The following is an 18,868-nucleotide window of genomic DNA, read 5'->3' on the forward strand; positions in this document are numbered from 1 at the left end:
GCGACTCATGAGTGCTCGGTTATATGCGGGCCAATTGGTTGTGCGGTAGATTTTGTGTGTAGGCTTCTTCATTTGAAAATTATATCGCTGAAAAAGCCTTTACAGATAGGTTTGTGCAACAAAGCCATTGGTAGGTGAAAGTTTAGATTAACGATTCACCTACCAGCTGGGTCTGATTCTGTCAGCAAGATTTATTTTATCAGCTTGAGCATTAAATATTGTCGCTCAAGTTTATTCTATTTTGTGAAATTTTTTTTTGTGAATCTTTACCCCAATTGAATTTTTGTGCACAGATGCCTAATCCGACAATAAAGAGCGCAAGCAAGCTGGTATAAGTCACTTCTTTGAAATATGTTCCTTCAACCAGCATGGTAATCAGGGCGCCAATAATAAAGAAGATTGCCAGATAAGTCAGCCAAGGGAATAACCACATTTTAAAGTCAATCACTTGTCCTTCCGCTTCTAATTTCTTACGCATACGTAATTGAGAAAAAGCAATGGTGAGATAAACATAAAGTGCCGCTGTACCTGTCGCTAACATAAAGATGTCGTAGACATTCATACTTTCAGTGGCAGTCAGGTAGGTTGCCAATAAAGCGAATGATGATGACACCAGAACACCCATCCAAGGACTACCATTACGGTTGATTAAACCAAAGCTTTTCGGTGCATCGTGACGTTTTGACAATGAAAACAGCATACGTGAACAGGTATACAGTGCAGAGTTAAAACAGCTACACACTGAAGTCAGAACCACAAAATTGACAATGTGTTTTGCTTCTGGAATACCGAGTGCAGTTAAGGTCACACTATAGGTTCCCCAAGTTGGGTCTTTGAGTAGTGGATTGTTATGTGGAATCAGGCAGACGGTAATAAGCATTGAACCGACATAAAACAACATGATACGCCATACCACTGAGTTAGATGCTTTGCGGATTTCACGTGCAGGGTTTTGTGATTCTGCGGCAGCCACCGTCACAATTTCAGCGCCAATGTAGGCAAACATAACCCCGAGTAATGCCGTGATTACCGCAGAGAAACCATTGGGCATAAAACCTTCAGAGGTTAAATGGGTAATACCTGACACACCTGCTTGGCTCCACGGCCATAAGTGCATAACTGCCAAGCTACCAATGACTAAGAAAATAACAATTGCGATCACTTTGATCAGGGCAAACCAAAACTCAAATTCGCCATAGTTTTTGACATTTTGTAAGTTAACGACAACCAGTGACACAATCACTAGGAGCATATAGCCCCAGATGGGGATAAACGGAAACCAGCTGTTGAGGATTTTACCTGCGACATACGCTTCCCAGCCCATCAGTAATGCCCAAGAACACCAATACAGCCAGCCAATGGTAAAACCTGCCCAGCGGCCAATTGCACGATCAGCATAAGTTGAGAATGAACCGCTATCCGGGTTGAGAACGGCCATTTCACCCAGCATGCGCATGATTAATAAAATGAGCAATCCACCAAAAGCATAAGCCAAAATTGCAGCGGGACCTGCCGAGTAGATTACATTACCGGAGCCAATGAACAGTGAGCCACCAATTACCCCGGCAATCGAGATCATTGTAAGATGACGTGACTTAAGTCCACTTTTTAAGCCGTGTGATGAATCGGGCGTGGAGACATGTTGATGTTCTGCCATATAATTTCCCTTAATATCCATAGTGTAACAGCAATAGAGCTCTCTACCTTGTGTACACTATCTATCCTTTGAAACTGTAACCGAATTCGCAATCACTTCATTAATTTTAAGTTAAACTTAATAAAGCCGATGTTTCTATAAACACATGAAAAATCACACTTTGATTACAAAACTGTTACATGCTGTTTATGTATGCTGCTAATTTCTCTTTTTTGTTGTCAGGTGACGAGAGCCATTTTTTAGCTATTGAAGGGAGCCAATTGCGTTAAAAAGGTGAAAATTACAGAAAGAAATGTTTACAGAAAAATAAAGACTAAATAAAATGAAGGGGCCATAAAAGGTTTTACTCCTTGTTTAAAAACAGGATGATAATATATTGATTTTAAAAATAAAATTTTAATTAGAATCGAAATTTTACTAATTTAAAGTATGAATTCCATTGTCGCGCAAGCATTTTAACAGTACGCCGAAAGCCACCAATATTTCTTGTTCGCTCACGCAGGCGAAACCGAGCAGTAATCCTTTCTGCCGGGTAGAATAGTGCTTGGTATAGTATTGCGACAGGGCTCTGACCTTAATACCTTGATCAAGTGCATTCGATGCAATCAGGACATCATCACTGCTGCTTGGTAGTTTTAAAATCAGGTGTAGGCCTGCTGCCGTGTTGTATTCGTGCAGAAAATCTTCACCTAAATGACGGTGAATTAAATCAATCAGAAATGCATGGCGTTTACTGTAGAGTAAGCGCATGCGCCGGATATGCGCCTCATAATGGCCCTCACGGATAAATTCTGCCAGTGCCTTCTGATCAATTAAATGTCCACCGCGATAGAGTTCTGAGGCCACAATGCGCAGTGGGGAAAACAGTTTCTTCGGAACCACCAGATAGCCGATACGCAGTGCAGGATAAATGGTTTTGCTGAATGTGCCCATATAAATGACCGGGGAATCAGGTTCCAATCCTTGTAAAGACGGATAGGGCTGGCCTGAAAACCTGAATTCACTGTCATAATCATCTTCCACAATCCAGCTTTTATGCTGCCGGGCAATTGCAATCAGCTGTTTGCGTCGTTCCAGGCTTAGATGTGAACCTAGCGGATACTGGTGGGAGGGTGTAACAAAGATCAGCTTGGGGGGTACTTTCGGATCAAGATCAGGAATAATGCCTTCCTGATCGACCGGCAGTGAACGCAGATTGACCCCGTTAATGCGCAAAATGTTGCGGGCGCCCCAGTAGGCTGGATCTTCGATCCAGACTTCATCGCCAATGTCGCTCAAGGTACGCGAGACTAAATCAATCGCCTGATGCGTGCCTTCGGTAATAATGATTTGATCGGCATCGCATTGCACCGAACGTGCAATTTTCAGATATTCCGCAAGTTCTTGGCGCAGTTCCAGACAGCCGCCAGCATTGCTGTAAATCAAGCGGGTAATTTCCGGTTCACGGCTCAAACGGGTCTGAATTTTGCTAAAAATGTGATGCGGAAACTCTGTCACATCCGGTGCACCGGGAACAAAAGCACCCCATTGATAAGGCGAGGCTGCTGAATAGCCGATTAAGTAAGAACCACGCTGAGACAAGCTGTAACTTTGCTGAGATTTTTTTTCTTGAACAGGGGCGTTGCTATTTTCCGCCTTGACTAAAAAGGATTCGGGCAGTTTATCTGTGACCCAGGTGCCTTGTCCTGTGCGGGCATCGACATACCCTTGAGCCTGTAATTGTTCATATGCACTTAATACCGTATTACGGGAAACCTTGATCTCTTTGGCCAGATCGCGGGATGCCGGCAGACGAGTCTTGGGTGCCAATACGCCGTCAATTATGGCATTGCGTAAGCAGCGAAATAATCGTAGCTGCAATGTTCCATCGATATCTTGCTGTAATCGCTGCAGCAAATAGTCTCCAAGCAAGCTACGCAATTGGCTCTCTCCTACAAATTCAAAGTGGCTCTCGTGAGAGCGATATCGGTATGTGCAAAATAATCTGGTCAGGCAGTAATTGTAAAGTATCCCGTTGTTGCGCAGTGCATGTAAATACGGGCCTGTAAACGGCAGGCAATATACACATATCTGGGTTAAAGCCAAAGCGAAAAATCCAAGCTGAATGTTTTAGCTCAGATCACGCTGGCTACAGAGCTGGATCAATAAATGCCGACAAGCAGAGATAAATTTATACTTTTTGTAGTCGCAAGGAAATGCGTCTGCATACAAAAAACAGGATCATGCAATGAACACAATGATGAAGGGGCTCACCTATACCGAGCACGGTACGACGGCCTGGAACAATTATCTGAAACAGCTGGATAAAGTGGCTCCTTATCTGGGTGAACTCAGCGAAAGACTGGATATGTTGCGACGCCCGAAGCGAAGTCTGATTGTGGATATTCCGGTGATTATGGATGATGGCAGCGTTCAGCATTTTGAAGGTTATCGGGTTCAGCATAATTTGACCCGTGGTCCGGGCAAAGGCGGTGTACGCTTCCATCCTGATGTCAATTTAGATGAGGTGATGGCACTGTCTGCATGGATGACGATTAAGTGTGCGGCGCTGAATTTACCTTTTGGGGGTGCCAAAGGCGGGGTACGGGTTGATCCAAGCCAGTTATCCAAGCGTGAACTAGAACGATTGACACGGCGTTATACCGCAGAAATCAATTTGGTTATTGGGCCGCAAAAGGATATTCCGGCACCGGATGTGGGGACCAATCCGCAAATTATGGCCTGGATGATGGACACCTTTTCCATGAATGCCGGTTCTACCATTACCGGTGTGGTGACCGGGAAACCCGTGCATCTTGGCGGTTCTTTAGGCCGCAGTAAAGCCACAGGACGTGGCGTGTATATTAGCGGGCGTGAAGTGGCGCAGCAAATTGACCTGGATTTAAAGGATGCCCGGGTGTGTGTGCAGGGGTTTGGTAATGTCGGCAGCGAAGCCGCCTTGCTGTTTCATGAAAATGGCAGCAAAGTGATTTGCGTACAGGATCACTCCGCAACCCTATATCAGGAACAAGGGATTGATATTCCCAAGTTAATGGAATATTCAAACACCTATCACAAGATTCAGGGGTTTGCTGCAAGCGACGAAATCGCGATGGCAAAATTCTGGCAAATTCCCGCAGAAGTGTTTATTCCTGCGGCGCTGGAAGGGGTGATTGATGTGCATGTTGCCCAAACTATTCAAGCCAAGATCATTTTGGAAGGGGCCAATGGTCCGACCCTCACTGAAGCGGATGAAATCCTGAGTCAGCGTCAAATCACTGTTGTACCGGACGTGATCTGCAATGCTGGTGGCGTGACTGTCAGCTATTTCGAATGGGTACAAGACCTTGCCAGCTATTTCTGGACAGAAGAAGAAATCAATCAGCGCATGGATGTGATCATGAAAAATGCTGTGCATGACGTTTGGCTCAAAGCCATGCAGGCCGGATGTTCTTTACGTACCGCAGCTTATATTTTGGCATGTGAACGAATTCTGATGGCTCGCCAAGAGCGCGGCATCTATCCAGGTTAAGGGTAGGGTCTCTTGCAGGATGCAATATTTGACCCGGCATAAGTTTGGATATTTAACGCCTTTGCTGATTCCATTTGGTCAGAAACTTTGCTTTTGCCAGCGACCTGGTTTTGAAAATTATTATTTCTTTTTTGGGGCTTCTATAATGTCGCAACGTTTTTTAGTGAAACCATTTTCGTTCTGTGCGCTTGTCGCCAGTGCCGTTACGATGTCTGCCACCGTGCAGGCAGATTCGCTTTCTTGGGGAGATGCCGATACCGATTTAGGCAAACTGACCGTATCGGGGTGGCTACGAGCGAATTATCAGGATAAGGATTATTCGGACAGTGACCATAAAGTAAAGTTTAATGCGGCGAAACTCAGCCTGAAATATGATGCCAAGTCATTGTTCGGCGATGTGGAATACCGTTGCTATCAAAATGATACCCTATGTGATTTTTCAACTTTGGTGAATGCCAACTTGGGCTATAAGCTGAATGATGACAGCCGCATCACCTTGGGTCTGCAAGATATGCCTTTTGGTATTGGCCGCTTCTGGAGCAGCAGCTGGTACGGCAGTTCAATGGACAATGCCGGACTGGAAGATGTGCATAATCTGGGTATTAACTGGCAGCAGCAGCTCGGTACAAATACCAAGGTCAATGTGGCTTATTTTGTGCGTGATGGGGGAAGTTTTGCCGGCACTGGTGACGATGCGGCGCGTTATGCGGCCAATTATGTCCAGCCGGAAGATGCCAGCACCGATGACATCGAAGAAAAAAACATGTGGGTCGCACGCATCAATCAGCAGATTCCGTTGCAGGACAGCCCGGTTAAGCTGAATGTCGGCGGTTCGTACTGGTATTCAGATTTGGAAAATAACCGCAATGGTCAAACCGGGCATCGCAATGCATGGAATGTGTTTGGTCGCTTAAACTACCAGAATGCAAACCTGACCCTGACTGCCGGACAGAATCGTGCAGATACCCAGGCTGTAGAAAATCCAGATTATGCCACGGTAGGTTCTTTTGAATCGAAGTATCATGTGGCCAATAAAGCCAATTATTATGTGGCGAATCTGGATTATCAAATGACTGATTTTTACAAAGATTACGATCTGACGCCTTATGTCAGCTATACCGTCTTTGATAAAGACAAGTCCGGTTTCGGTACATCTACACGCAATATTTTGGGGGCTCAGCTGGATGTTAAGCAGTTTTCGCTGGCAGCCGAATATATCACTGGTAAAAATGATGTATTCATTGGCGGTGATGCAGGTTCTTTGGCGCAAGGAGATGCCGCAGGCCATAGCCGGCTGCTGAATTTACTGTTTATGTATAATTTTTAAATTTTTGCTCTCAGTTATCAAAATGGCACCTTATAAAAAAGGTGCCATTTTTTATGGTGTAATTTCAACTTTATGATTTGTATCTAATTATCCTGTTTTTTTGATTTTTTAAATCTTCGGGATGGGGTGAATTGGCTCTGTCTATCTGATTCAAAGTGGCTCTCGTATCAGGCCGATAAAAGCGCAAAATGAGGAAGATCAATCAGTCATTTGCATATCATCAAGCACATGATATGGATGCCAAAATTTTACAATGTATGAATCAAGAATGAGGATACAAAATGGACAGTAAACACTCTGCACTGAATGCACGTAAACAGCAAGCGACGCCTCGTGGTGTTGGTGTCATGTGTCAATGGTACGCGGAGAAAGCAGAGAACTCGACAATTTGGGATGCCGAAGGCAATCAATATATCGATTTCGCAGGTGGTATTGCGGTACTGAATACCGGTCATCGTCATCCTAAAATTATTGCTGCTGTTACTGAACAATTAACAAAATTTACCCATACAGCCTATCAGGTTGTACCTTACGAAAGTTATGTCTCTCTTGCTGAGCGTATTAATGAGCGTGCACCAATTGACGGCCCTGCAAAAACCTCATTCTTTTCTACTGGTGCTGAAGCAGTAGAAAATGCAGTTAAAATTGCCCGTGCCTATACTGGCCGTCACGGCATTGTAACTTTTGGTAACGGTTTCCATGGTCGTTCATTCATGACCATGGCCATGACGGGTAAAACTGCCCCTTACAAACGTGACTTTGGGGTAATGCCGGCGGGTGTTTTCCATGCACGTTATCCGGTAGAGTCAAAAGGCATTACTGTGGACGATGCCATCCAAAGCATTGAAGACATTTTTGCTGAAGATGTGGCTGCACATGATGTGGCGGCAATCGTACTTGAGCCTGTGCAAGGTGAAGGCGGTTTTAATGTTGTACCGGCAGAATTTTTAAAGCGTTTACGTGCATTGTGTGATCAGCATGGTATTTTGATGATTGCAGATGAAGTACAAACAGGCTTTGCCCGTACCGGTAAACTGTTTGCCATGAATCACTACGAAACCAAAGCAGACCTGATCACGATGGCAAAAAGCCTGGGCGGTGGTTTCCCGATCTCTGGCGTGGTTGGTCGTACTGAAGTTATGGATGCACCGAATCCTGGCGGCTTAGGCGGTACTTATGCGGGTAGTCCGATCGCCGTTGCTGCAGCACATGCAGTTATTGATGTGATTGAAGGTGAAGGTCTGTGTGATCGTGCCAATGTCTTGGGTGCGGAACTGGTTTCGGTATTAAATAACATTAAAGCCAGCAGCAATGTAGTCACTGATATTCGCGCGCTGGGTTCAATGGTTGCAGTAGAATTGGAAACGGCTGAACAGGCCAAAGCGGTGCAAAACTATGCAATGGCAAATGGCCTGCTGATTTTAACCTGCGGTCGTTCTGGTAATGTGATTCGTTTCCTATATCCTTTAACCATTCCAACAGCGCAATTCCGTGAAGGCCTGGCTATTTTAGAACAGGGATTTGCAACTTTAACTGCATAAGAATGAATGAGGGATTGAAATGCTTCCAGATCATTTGAAATATTTATTACAGCATCCGGATGTTTGCTTGGATCAGCCCTTAAGTGGCGATTACATCGAAGTAAAAGATGCGGCAACACATGACACGCTGGCATGGGTGAAATCCCATGACCGTGCATCGGTAGAACAAGCAATTGCTCGTTCACAGACGGCACAGAAGGCATGGAAAGCACAAACAGCATTACAACGCGCTGATGTGCTGTGGGCCTGGTTTGATTTGATGCAGGAAAATAAAGAGTCATTGGCTCAGATTTTGACTGCTGAACAAGGTAAACCTTTAGCTGAAGCGCGCGGTGAGATTGCTTATGCCGCCTCCTTTATCCGCTGGTTTGCTGAACAGGCGCGCCGTATTGACGGTGAAGTGCTGACACCAACGTTGCCGAATCAGCGCTTGTTGGTCATCAAACAGGCAATTGGGGTCACCGCTGCAATTACGCCGTGGAATTTCCCTGCAGCCATGATTACCCGTAAGGCTGCGCCTGCAATTGCTGCCGGCTGTTCTATGCTGGTTAAACCGGCTGAGCAAACGCCATTAACAGCCTATGCTCTGGAAGTGCTAGCTTTACAGGCAGGTTTACCACAAGATGTATTGCTGCACATTAGTGGCGATGCCATTGAAGTGGGCAAAACCTTGTGCGAAAGCGACACAGTGAAAAAGCTGAGCTTTACCGGTTCGACTCAAGTCGGCCGCATTTTGATGCAGCAATGTGCGCCAACCATCAAAAAACTGTCACTTGAGCTGGGTGGCAATGCGCCAGTACTGGTTTTTGATGATGCCAATCTGGAGCAGGCGGTTCAGGGCATTATGGTCAGCAAGTTCCGTAATAGCGGTCAAACCTGTGTCTGTGCCAACCGTATTTATGTGCAAGATGGCATTTATGATGCGCTGGCTGAGAAATTGACTGCCGCTGTAGCCAATTTAAAAGTGGGTGATGGCCGTCAAGACGGTTCCACTCAAGGCCCGTTAATTGATGAAGATGCAATTACCAAGGTGCAGTCGCATATTACAGATGCAGCGAGCAAAGGTGCACAGATTAAAATTGGTGGCCAGCGTTCAAGTCTAGGCGGCACTTTCTTTGAGCCTACCGTGCTGACTGAAGTAACCCAGGACATGAAAGTGGCTAAAGAAGAAACTTTTGGTCCATTGGCTCCATTATTCCGCTTCCACACGGAAGAAGAAGCGGTGGCGATGGCAAATGATACCGAGTTTGGCTTGGCTACTTATGTATTCACACAGAGTACAGCGCGTCAATGGCGTGTCGGTGAAGCATTGGAATATGGCATGGTCGGAATTAATACCGGTGCCATTTCTAATGAAGTTGCGCCATTTGGTGGTGTGAAGCAATCTGGTTTAGGACGTGAAGGTTCTAAATTCGGTATTGATGAATATCTCGAAATGAAATATCTGTGTGTAGATTTATCTTCATAATAAATGCTACATCAACCAGTTAAAAATCAGCCCTGCCCATTCAGGGCTGATTTTTATACAATAAAAACTGTTTAAACTTAACTCACACAGCAGTTAAAAAATATTTTTAAGCAACATGATTTGTCTATATCAATAACTGGAATTGATTTTCTGCCAAATATCTTTATTGGCTAAAATTATTCTGATCCTAGCCATGAAAGAAGAGTTTCCATTTCTTTTCTTGTAAAGGGGTCCGGTATTTCAACTTGAACCTTACGGTTTTTGATTTTATTCATTGGATTTCTAGAAATAATATTATTCTTTACGGCCACTTCAAATACATCTCTTAAGGGAGTTGCACAGTTGTTAAAAATTTTAGCTGTTTGAAAATGCGTTTTTTTCTGGTCACTATAGTTTTTCTTCTGTTTTAGACCTTTAGATTAGAATTTTTGTAGCATCTATAATCCCAACATTCCAATCAATACCTTCGCCTTCAGGCAACTTTTTCGGCAAATTGAAAAGTCTGGGCGGCCTGGCTGCACTATGGGAACCAGTGCCGGTGATTCTTCCAGATTAAGCAGAGTATAAATATGTTTACTCAACGTATCCTTAGCTTACCAAGTGACATCCTATACCAGCCGTTACAAGCAACACCGTCACCATTTTGAAATTCAACCGTATGCGCTTCAGCGTTGATTTTATTTACGCTATTGCCACGGATGGTTTCGATGTTGCTCATGTCATTAAGCTTTTAACTCAGCAGATACGATGCCGAAGCCCGCAATCCACTCACTGATTTCTTCATAGCAATGTGTCGTCATGTCGTATTCGCCCAGTTCGCTCAAGGCAGCAAATGCAGCCATCCAGGCACGAACTTCCTGACCACCACGGCCACCGTCACGGCGGATTTCCGCTTCAGTCATGGCTTCCAGTGCAGCGAAATCTGCATTTTTGAATTTTTCAAGTAATGCCAGATCCCACTCAGGGTTTAGAGGCACAGAAATGCTCTTGTCGCCTGCAGCCAGACGCTGACCGACAGAAATCACATTCGCCTGACGGGCATTACGTGCTTCAGGTGTCGGGTTACGGCCCGCAATCAGGAACTCTTCCACTTCTGGTGGCACAGAACCCATTTGCGGAGTCGGTGGATCGTGTGACAAACCACCGGTACCCAGGACAAGTACACGTTCATTTTCAAGGTTTAAAGACTTGATAAACTGACCTACAGCACGGCCTAAAGCGATGGTACGCTTGGTGGTGGGCATAGGTGCTGCAGCGCCATTAATAAAAACTGGAATTGTTGGATAACGGTCAAGCTGACCTTCACAGAGGAAATGTAAAGGCTGGGTTACCCCATGGTCAGCTTGCATGCGATAAGAATATGCAACATCCACACCTTCATCCAGTACACTGCGAACCAAAGCCAGTGCCTTGTCTTGAGGTACATTCAGGTGGTCATTATCTTTACCATAGTCCCAGTCACCTGCAGCCTTGGCACGAACACCGACACAGAAGCTTGGCATCAGGTCATAGAAGAAACCATTAAAATGGTCAGGACCAAAAGTAATGATCAGGGTAGGGTCATAAGCTTTTACTTCAACTGCCAGTTTGGCAAAGGCATCACGAACAACCTGTTCTTTGCGTTTTTCCTGAGGTGAAGCAAATTCCATTAAAGGGCTATGAGATGCACAAATAAGTTTAATAGCCATAACAGGCTCCTTAAAAGGAAGGCAGCCTAAGAACAGGCTGCCGATAAGTCCGTTTTGATCAGACTAGATTTTTATTCATCAAAGCATCTAGCATACAGCTGACGTAAACTACGGATATCTAGACTGTAACTTGACAAATAAAAATCGTATTCATCAGAAGAACACACTCAGGTTATGTGAGGTATAGGTCACTTGGTCTAGGGTGATTTTGCGGTCAAAAATTTGCCAGCCTAAACCACCTTCAACTTTACGGATCTTGTCGTGACGTTTACCACAGTAAATCGTAATATCTTTCTCTTTTTGAGAACGGTAGAGCAGATAAGTCACGTACACATCGTATTCGCCTGCAACTTCAGTTGGTTCAACAATCACGTTGCTCACCATGTGAGTGGTACGTGATGGAGGCTCTTCCGCCCAAGCCATACCCGTTTCCAGACGCGCTACACGGCGTTCCAACAGATGTTTGTTGTCGTTGAACACCCAAGTTGTTGGTGGCTCAACTGAACGGCGACGGTCACGGGTTTGCGCGTTTGGCGTGGTACGCAGGACGTAAGAAACGTCGTCTGCCATAACATCCAGCCATTCGCGAAATTTCCAGTCATCCAGCAATTTTGCTTCACGATAAAGAAACTGACTGATTTCGTAATGAAGTTCCACACTTACTTGACTCATTTCACAAGCTCCTTCTCATATGCTTCAGTTGCTTTCTCAACATCTTCCCATTCTTTATGAATCAGCAGGTCTGCCCAACGACGATAAAAACCACGTGCTGCTGTTTCAGAGAAAATATAGCTGGTGATACCAGGGACACCATCTTCACGTACTTTTTCGCTGCCTTTACCCATCTCAACGATCAGTTTGTTTTGACGAGCTTTATAACCACGTAATACTTTTTGAATTTCTACCCAGTTTTCAGAGTCATCTTGCTCAAGGAAACCAGCAGGACCGAAAGCACGGGTTGCAGAACGTTCAAATGCATCTTTCACGTCTTGTGGTGCATCAGCATCACAGATACAGAATGCCCAAACTTCAGTTTTGTTTGGACCACGTGGGTGCCATACACGAAGTGTTGCAGTACCGTTCAACCAAGACAGTGTCGGGAACATGGTGTTGTGACCTGCTAGACGCAGTGCACGGGTTTCACCTAAACGTTCTTTTACTTCTTCATAAGTTTCACGGAAATAGTTTGCTACTTCACCATCTACCCAAACGTTTGCATCTGGTTTTTCGGTGAAGAAGAAGCCTGAACCATGGCCACGTGAACCGAATTGGATCGCGTCTTTCGCTGTTTCCCACACTGGACGGGCCGTTTGTGCTGCACCAAGGTGTTTAGACGCATCATCGTCCGGTTTTGCACCAAGCACCTGTACTGCAGATGCATGAGAGAACAATGCGTGGTATTGGTCAGATGCGAACTGTTCAGCAGCAAATTTCCAGTTACACTCGATTTCCCACTTGTGTACACCACCAACAATCACTGTACCACCAGGGCGACGATCTAGAACACCATCTAAATACCAAGCCATATCGCCCATGTATTCTTCTAGGTCAGGCGTTGTTTCATCCCAGCAGCCAAATACCAGGCCTTTGTAGGATTTAACACGGGTTACTTCAAGTAATCCCCATTCTTTTTTGCAAGCCCCTTGTGGGTAAGCACGCTCTTCAAGCGGGATGTCTTTTAAAGAACCGTCAATACCGTATGACCAGCCGTGGTATGGGCAAGTGAACGCACGGGTATTACCACAGTCTGCGAAGCTTACGCGCATAGCACGGTGACGACATTGGTTTAAGAATGCTTTAACTGAACCGTCTTTTTGGCGTGCCACAATAATCGGATCTTCACCCATGTAGGTGTTAAAAAAGTCACCGGCTTTAGGAATCTGGCTTTCATGGCAAAGGAATAACCATGTACGACCAAACACGCGTTCAAGTTCTAATTCGTATAAATCTGGATCTGTATAAATAGATGGAGTAATACGTCCATTTTGTGCATCGACTAAAGCGTCGATTTCGCGCACATCAATTTTTCCACTCATGAAAAGCTCCTGCGACCAATCTTGGCACAAAGTAATAGACTTAACTTTTCAACGATGATGAAATTTTCGGGTGTATTTTAGGAAATATTTTATTTATTTTAATTAATATATTTAATGGATTATTATTGTGGTAATAATTCCTATTAAATTGCTCGTGATTATAATCTGTTTTTTAATTTAATGAACGTATTTTTTTTAGTAATTCCTACTAAATTGATAGTATTTAAAGTGTGTTTTTTTAATTTAATTAATATTATTTAACTAGAATATTGTTTTTCAATTTTTTATTGTTTATTTACAAACATTTAATTTAATATTATCTATTTTTATTGATATGTTTTTTCATTGTTTTTTAGGAATAATTCCTACTAAATTACTCATATTTTGGATGTGTTGTTTTATTTTAATTTTTGTATTTACAATTATAATTAAAGTAGTAATTCCTACTAAAATACTTATATTTAAGGTGGGCATATTTTTTTAGGTGTTAGGTGTAAGATTTTTTATTACTCGGCGAGTCGGTTATATAAAACTATGGTGCCTCCATTACTTTATGAGCGTTGCTGAAGAGGTGAACTTCTCTTAGTCAATAAATCAAAGATGAGGAATAAGGCATTGATGTGAAAAGCCATAATGTATCAAACCTAAAGAGGAGTTTGCTGAGGAAAATGTATTTTCCTTAAATGGGTACTTGACCCTGCACAACGCGGTTTTTGACTTTACTAAAAGCTTAGGGCATTCGGCACAATATTGTACAAAAGGTCAAGAATATCCTGTCTAACCTTTATTATCTCGATCGGGGTGAGCTGAGAATGTACCATTTTGCTGGGCTATATTGTGTCTTTGAGTATGGATGAACGTGTGCTTCAGTCATGGATATAAAGCTAATTTATCCTTTAGGTGAATATGAAGGAACTCCGGAGGAGTACAGAGGCTCGTTTTTTATTTCTTTTGATAAATCGTTTATTTTTAAATCATCAACCATCGTTCAAATTCAGCAACTTTAGCTATTTTTCTAACCATGGCAGCATCAAAAAAAACTATCAAAAAGCCCACATTAATCAATTCCTGACGAATATCTTCTATCTTTTGCTACTTAAGTCTAATACGGTTTTCATGAATAAAAATAGGGATTTAGACGCCAAAAATATTGTGAAAATTATGTTTAACTCTAAATCAGCATTGAATGAAAGTAGTAATCATTTAATTATCGGTAATCCCCCTAAAAATGATCGTCTCTCAGACTCCCATGAATTATCGTTAATTATCAAAATGAAAATATTTTAGTGATAGAGGAATACCACAAACCTATCTCATAATTTTTTATCATCATTCATTAAATCCTATGAAAAACCAGTAGTTTTGCTCACTAAAAAATACGTTTAGATTAATAAAAATACAATTATGAAATAGGCCTATTCCATTTTTTGCTTAAATATAGAAAAAGTGTTGAATAGAATATTTAGACGGGTATTGGAAATATTGGACAGTGATGACGAATCACATCAATCTTAGTCTCTATAAAGAGGTGAAATGATGAATATTGCAAAGAATAGCATATGCCTTTGGTACGATAATGACGCTGAAGGTGCTGCAAGATTTTATGCCAAGACCTTTCCAGATTCATCGATCGGTGCAGTACATTGTGCACCTGGAAATTTTCCATCAGGGAAAGCAGGGGATATTTTAACTGTGGAGTTTACCGTGCTAGGCGTTGCCTGCATCGGACTGAATGGCGGATCAGCATTTAAACACAACGAAGCGTTCTCATTTCAGGTGGCGACCGAGGATCAGGATGAAACGGATCGCTACTGGAATGCGATTGTCGGAAATGGTGGTCAGGAAAGCGAATGTGGTTGGTGTAAAGATAAAGGGGGAATCTCTTGGCAGATTACCCCAATCGTCCTAACGAAAGCTTATACCAGTCCTGACCGTGCGGCTGCCAAACGTGCATTTGATGCCATGATGACCATGAAAAAAATTGACATTTCTGTAATAGAAGCCGCATTTCGTGCTTGAGATGTGGGCAGGAGCTGGCAATTCCTTCAAGTTGTGGCCGCTTGCTTAGATGGGGCAACTCAAAACATGTTGAAAAGAACCATATTTAAAAAACCAAATCAAATATTAAAAAACTTTTATTAGAAAACTCTTGTTCGAGAATTTTTATCAGTTGCCTGATTAGAAGCTGCAAAATTAAAGCCTTCTATAATTTTTAGCACAGGTTAAAGCAGCTGAAGCTGCGTTTTTAATGAAAAATTTAAGCTGTCACTACATCTGAAGTGATGATCACTTATCATGTTCTTTCCCTATTCAAAAAGAGAATAGACAATATTTTTCCACAATATTGGGGACAGTCCAAATAAGATCGTTTTATGTTCAGGATACCGTGAGTGGCATGGTTTCTATATTGGTAAATTATTGTGTCCTAGTGATTTCATTTGTTATGAAATCTGTGCATTGCGGTACATCATATTGATGGAATAATTAAATGTGGTTAAAAATAATTCATAAAACAATAATGATGCTTTTCTCCATTTTAGCTATTTTTGTTATAAGGCGAATATTGGATCTTATAACTTGAGTGAGGGGTCCAAACATAACCTCCTATTTGGAGAAAAAGACCATGAACATCGCTAAAATATTAATGATGAGCGGATGGATAGTTCTATCCACACTGGCCATACTTGCAGCGGAGACCACAGGTGGCAAACCGGGCAGTACCTCCGCAGCTGACCAGAAGGCTATCGCCAGCGCCATGAGCGCAGCACCGAAAAAAGTCAGTGCAGCAGCCACCATTGTGGTTATAGGCAAAGATGGCAAGATGCGCACTTTGCGCAAAGGCAATAATGGTTTTACCTGTATGCCTGATAATCCGACTACCCCCGGTCCAGATCCAATGTGCATGGACAAGGATGCGCTGGAATGGGCAGAAGCCTGGATGGGACACAAACCGCCAAATGTAGGTAAAATCGGCTTTATGTATATGTTGGCGGGTGGAACCGATGCCAGTAATACCGACCCATATGCCCAAAAACCCACCAAAGGTAACCATTGGATCAAGACCGGCCCACACGTCATGATTGTCGGTGCCGAATCTGGTTTTTATAACATGTATCCCCAAAATGCCCAGCCAGATACTGCCGTACCTTATGTCATGTGGCCCGGAACGCCTTATCAGCACTTGATGATTCCGGTTAAATAAAGGTCATCGTGCGCTGTCGTGGTCATGATTCTTTAAACGCAGATTATCTTTGGAGATAAACACTTTATCTTGTATTGCAGCGGTTTGCTGAGTATGCCGCTGCAATTTAAATCCCGTTCAGGACTGCAACATGCCGCTGCGATTAGATGTGATGAACTTAACACCTATACCTGTAGTCAATTGGAAGAGCTAAAGAATATAGCCACCAAGACCTGTACAAATTAAAAAATGATGCGACTTGGATTTGCTTGTTTTTAAAGTTATTTTACCGCTAAGGACTATCCAGTGTCGCCATTTCTATGAATGATTTTGCATCATTCTTTTGTAATTTGATCTTTATTAATATCCTGATCGGTATTCAGCCATTCAATTTTTTTCACCCGATCGTTCACGATGGTAATGGTGTAAAGCATATTTTCAACTGTATAGGTATAGTCCATGGCTAGATAATGGTTTTTTCCTTCTTTGATTTCATGTGTGCTCATGGAGTTGGGGGATAAAGACATACGGTTTTGCATGTCGGAATAAGAATCTCCCAAACTGATGGACTGACCAGAAGGCGTGTGGATGGATGATGTCTCATTCGCTGCGTGATTAAATGACACTACTGACAAAAAAATCACTGGAATTATATATTTAAGTAACATGTTATCCCCAAAATAAAATGACAATCAAAACAATTTATCAATATAAAGAACAAAATAGCAGCATGTCTGTAGCAGAATTATTAACAGAAATAAGGCTGGATGCTAGATAAATTAATCTGACCTGAAGCTGTTTTACCGCCCTATATGCTTACTAGGTAAACGACTTAAACAAGGGTTTTGAAGACATAAATAAAAATACAATATGGAATAGTCCAAGCTATCGATTCATTTGGATTTATTCATACATTCATCAAGCTATAGAGAACTATGCTTAACCTTCGAGGCATTTAAAGCTAAACTATACTATTCAGCTGTATGTCCGTACTTGGAGTAAACTTATGTCGTGGCTTTCTTCGCTTAAATCTGTGTTTTCACCCGCGCAAGAGGTGAAGGAGGAAGAAATCCAGAATGTGTTACAGGGCTATATCTTGCCCAATTCCAAGCATGCCCTGAAAGACCGGATTACTCAGGTCAATGTAGAAGGTCAGGTATTACAAATCACTCTTCATACTTATCCTGAAGAAGCTGATCATTTACAACAAATTCATGATGATTTGGCCGATGCACTGGAAAAATGCGGCATCCGGGAACTGAATATGCATGTTATTCAACAAAAGCATAAACAGGATGAAAGCTGTTCTAATCCTGAGCATGGCAAACAGGGGCATAGCTGTGCAAGTGATGCACAGGCTTCAACGGCAGCTTCAGCGCAAAAACTTCCCCCTGTGGTAGATGCTGCCGGACAAACTGCTCCAGCTGAAAGCAAAGCTGCAGAAGATCCGAATAACCCACCAATCCAGAAACCGGCACCGCAGCAAAGAGATGTGCCCAAGCATCCACGCATTCAAAATGTGATCCTGGTTTCATCAGGTAAAGGGGGAGTGGGCAAATCGACCACCACCGTCAATCTTGCATTGGCTTTACAGAAACTTGGCTTAAAAGTCGGTGTTCTGGATGCAGATATCTATGGGCCGAGTATTCCAACCATGCTGGGCAATGCCGGACGTACGCCCATGATTGAAGCAGAAAACTTTGTTCCGCTGGATGCCTACGGTATGGCAGTACTCTCGATTGGACATCTAACCGGAGATAACAATACCCCGGTTGCCTGGCGTGGTCCCAAAGCGACTGGCGCTTTAATGCAATTATTTAATCAGACTTTGTGGCCAGACCTGGATGTATTGATGATTGATATGCCACCAGGGACAGGGGATATTCAATTAACTTTGGCGCAGCGTATTCCGGTGACCGGGGCAGTGATTGTCACCACCCCGCAAAATGTTGCCTTACTGGATGCAACCAAAGGCATTGAACTGTTTAATAAGGTCCAGATTCCGGTAATTGGTGTAGTGGAAAATATGTCGACCCATATCTGCTCTAATTGTGGTTATGAGGAACAGATTTTTGGTACAGGTGGAGGTGACAAATTGGCTGAACAATACCATATTCCCTTACTCGGGCGTTTACCGCTCAATGTGCAAATCCGTGAAAATGCCGATGCTGGTAAACCTTCTGTACTCGTGGGGGATGATGCAGCTGAAAGTTATATGGCGATTGCGCAAAAAATTGCCGATCAATTGCCGAAAGTAGAAAAACCACACAATAGAATTTTTTAAATTTACTGTCTGATTAAAGCAATATTTTCGAAAAGCCCAATGTTGTTTGGGCTTTAATTCCTTTAATTTTCTCTTGATGGGAGGAAATAAATCGGGGGATCAACAATTAGACAGAAGTTTATTTTATTGTTAAAGCGAATATGAATAGGCTAAATAGTGAAATATAGTTAAAAGA

13 protein-coding genes are annotated in these 18,868 nt (G+C 43.0%); 7 read left to right on the top strand and 6 right to left on the bottom strand.

Translation table 11 applies throughout. The features are described from left to right. Nucleotides 1–211 precede the first annotated feature (211 nt). Nucleotides 212–1,657 (bottom strand): amino acid permease, encoded by a 1,446-nt coding sequence (locus FTT83_RS06060; protein ID WP_180176442.1) that lies wholly within the window; start codon nt 1,655–1,657, stop codon nt 212–214. Nucleotides 1,658–2,074: 417 nt separating this feature from the next. Further along, nucleotides 2,075–3,577 (bottom strand): PLP-dependent aminotransferase family protein, encoded by a 1,503-nt coding sequence (locus FTT83_RS06065; protein WP_131273627.1) that lies wholly within the window; start codon nt 3,575–3,577, stop codon nt 2,075–2,077. 319 nt (nt 3,578–3,896) lie between these two features. Here FTT83_RS06065 and FTT83_RS06070 point away from each other — a divergent pair, with 319 nt between their 5' ends. The 4 genes from FTT83_RS06070 (at nt 3,897) to FTT83_RS06085 (ending at nt 9,504) form a co-directional block, all read left to right on the top strand. Further along, a complete protein-coding gene (locus FTT83_RS06070; RefSeq protein WP_166167856.1) occupies nt 3,897–5,168 on the top strand; it encodes a Glu/Leu/Phe/Val dehydrogenase in 1,272 nt (423 codons plus the stop codon). Nucleotides 5,169–5,313: 145 nt separating this feature from the next. Beyond that, nucleotides 5,314–6,495, top strand: a complete 1,182-nt coding sequence (locus FTT83_RS06075) for a hypothetical protein (protein ID WP_180176441.1) — start codon at nt 5,314–5,316, stop codon at nt 6,493–6,495. A gap of 281 nt (nt 6,496–6,776) precedes the next feature. Further along, entirely contained in the window at nt 6,777–8,036 is a 1,260-nt protein-coding gene (gabT, locus tag FTT83_RS06080; RefSeq protein ID WP_166167689.1) for a 4-aminobutyrate--2-oxoglutarate transaminase, read from the top strand. Between the two features lie 19 nt (nt 8,037–8,055). Beyond that, nucleotides 8,056–9,504 carry an NAD-dependent succinate-semialdehyde dehydrogenase gene (locus FTT83_RS06085; RefSeq protein WP_180042446.1) on the top strand — a complete coding sequence of 483 codons (1,449 nt, stop codon included), beginning with the start codon at nt 8,056–8,058 and terminating at the stop codon, nt 9,502–9,504. A gap of 722 nt (nt 9,505–10,226) precedes the next feature. Here the strand turns inward: FTT83_RS06085 and FTT83_RS06090 are convergent. The 3 genes from FTT83_RS06090 to hcaE all read right to left on the bottom strand — a co-directional run bounded on the left by FTT83_RS06090 (nt 10,227) and on the right by hcaE (nt 13,228). After that, a complete protein-coding gene (locus FTT83_RS06090; RefSeq protein WP_180176440.1) occupies nt 10,227–11,192 on the bottom strand; it encodes a 3-carboxyethylcatechol 2,3-dioxygenase in 966 nt (321 codons plus the stop codon). Between the two features lie 153 nt (nt 11,193–11,345). After that, nucleotides 11,346–11,864, bottom strand: coding sequence for a 3-phenylpropionate/cinnamic acid dioxygenase subunit beta (gene hcaF / locus FTT83_RS06095; RefSeq protein WP_086196003.1), 519 nt, complete (start codon nt 11,862–11,864; stop codon nt 11,346–11,348). Continuing rightward, nucleotides 11,861–13,228, bottom strand: coding sequence for a 3-phenylpropionate/cinnamic acid dioxygenase subunit alpha (gene hcaE, locus FTT83_RS06100; RefSeq protein WP_166167679.1), 1,368 nt, complete (start codon nt 13,226–13,228; stop codon nt 11,861–11,863). Before hcaE ends, hcaF begins: the two co-directional genes overlap by 4 nt. Nucleotides 13,229–14,764: 1,536 nt before the next feature. Between hcaE and FTT83_RS06105 the strand changes: the two genes are divergently transcribed. Next, a complete protein-coding gene (locus FTT83_RS06105; RefSeq protein ID WP_218951832.1) occupies nt 14,765–15,247 on the top strand; it encodes a VOC family protein in 483 nt (160 codons plus the stop codon). Nucleotides 15,248–15,851: 604 nt separating this feature from the next. Beyond that, nucleotides 15,852–16,430: a hypothetical protein gene (locus tag FTT83_RS06110; RefSeq protein ID WP_180042441.1), complete on the top strand. Its 579-nt coding sequence runs from the start codon at nt 15,852–15,854 to the stop codon at nt 16,428–16,430. 314 nt (nt 16,431–16,744) lie between these two features. Here the strand turns inward: FTT83_RS06110 and FTT83_RS06115 are convergent, their stop codons facing one another. Beyond that, nucleotides 16,745–17,077, bottom strand: a complete 333-nt coding sequence (locus tag FTT83_RS06115) for a hypothetical protein (protein ID WP_086195998.1) — start codon at nt 17,075–17,077, stop codon at nt 16,745–16,747. Nucleotides 17,078–17,415: 338 nt separating this feature from the next. Here FTT83_RS06115 and apbC point away from each other — a divergent pair, with 338 nt between their 5' ends. Next, on the top strand, nt 17,416–18,693 hold the full coding sequence (gene apbC / locus FTT83_RS06120) for an iron-sulfur cluster carrier protein ApbC (RefSeq protein WP_086195997.1): 1,278 nt from the start codon (nt 17,416–17,418) through the stop codon (nt 18,691–18,693). Nucleotides 18,694–18,868: the final 175 nt, after the last annotated feature.

The sequence above is a fragment of the Acinetobacter sp. YH01018 genome, from assembly GCF_013420295.1.
Taxonomy (GTDB): Bacteria; Pseudomonadota; Gammaproteobacteria; order Pseudomonadales; family Moraxellaceae; genus Acinetobacter.

Excerpts from the sequence above, each read along its gene's own strand:
- FTT83_RS06060 (WP_180176442.1), bottom strand. The coding sequence starts at position 1,657 with ATGGCAGAACATCAACATGTCTCCACGCCCGATTCATCACACGGCTTA.
- FTT83_RS06070 (WP_166167856.1), top strand. The coding sequence starts at position 3,897 with ATGAAGGGGCTCACCTATACCGAGCACGGTACGACGGCCTGGAACAAT.
- FTT83_RS06075 (WP_180176441.1), top strand. The coding sequence starts at position 5,314 with ATGTCGCAACGTTTTTTAGTGAAACCATTTTCGTTCTGTGCGCTTGTC.
- gabT (WP_166167689.1), top strand. The coding sequence starts at position 6,777 with ATGGACAGTAAACACTCTGCACTGAATGCACGTAAACAGCAAGCGACG.
- FTT83_RS06085 (WP_180042446.1), top strand. The coding sequence starts at position 8,056 with ATGCTTCCAGATCATTTGAAATATTTATTACAGCATCCGGATGTTTGC.
- FTT83_RS06090 (WP_180176440.1), bottom strand. The coding sequence starts at position 11,192 with ATGGCTATTAAACTTATTTGTGCATCTCATAGCCCTTTAATGGAATTT.
- hcaF (WP_086196003.1), bottom strand. The coding sequence starts at position 11,864 with ATGAGTCAAGTAAGTGTGGAACTTCATTACGAAATCAGTCAGTTTCTT.
- hcaE (WP_166167679.1), bottom strand. The coding sequence starts at position 13,228 with ATGAGTGGAAAAATTGATGTGCGCGAAATCGACGCTTTAGTCGATGCA.
- FTT83_RS06105 (WP_218951832.1), top strand. The coding sequence starts at position 14,765 with ATGAATATTGCAAAGAATAGCATATGCCTTTGGTACGATAATGACGCT.
- FTT83_RS06110 (WP_180042441.1), top strand. The coding sequence starts at position 15,852 with ATGAACATCGCTAAAATATTAATGATGAGCGGATGGATAGTTCTATCC.
- FTT83_RS06115 (WP_086195998.1), bottom strand. The coding sequence starts at position 17,077 with ATGTTACTTAAATATATAATTCCAGTGATTTTTTTGTCAGTAGTGTCA.
- apbC (WP_086195997.1), top strand. The coding sequence starts at position 17,416 with ATGTCGTGGCTTTCTTCGCTTAAATCTGTGTTTTCACCCGCGCAAGAG.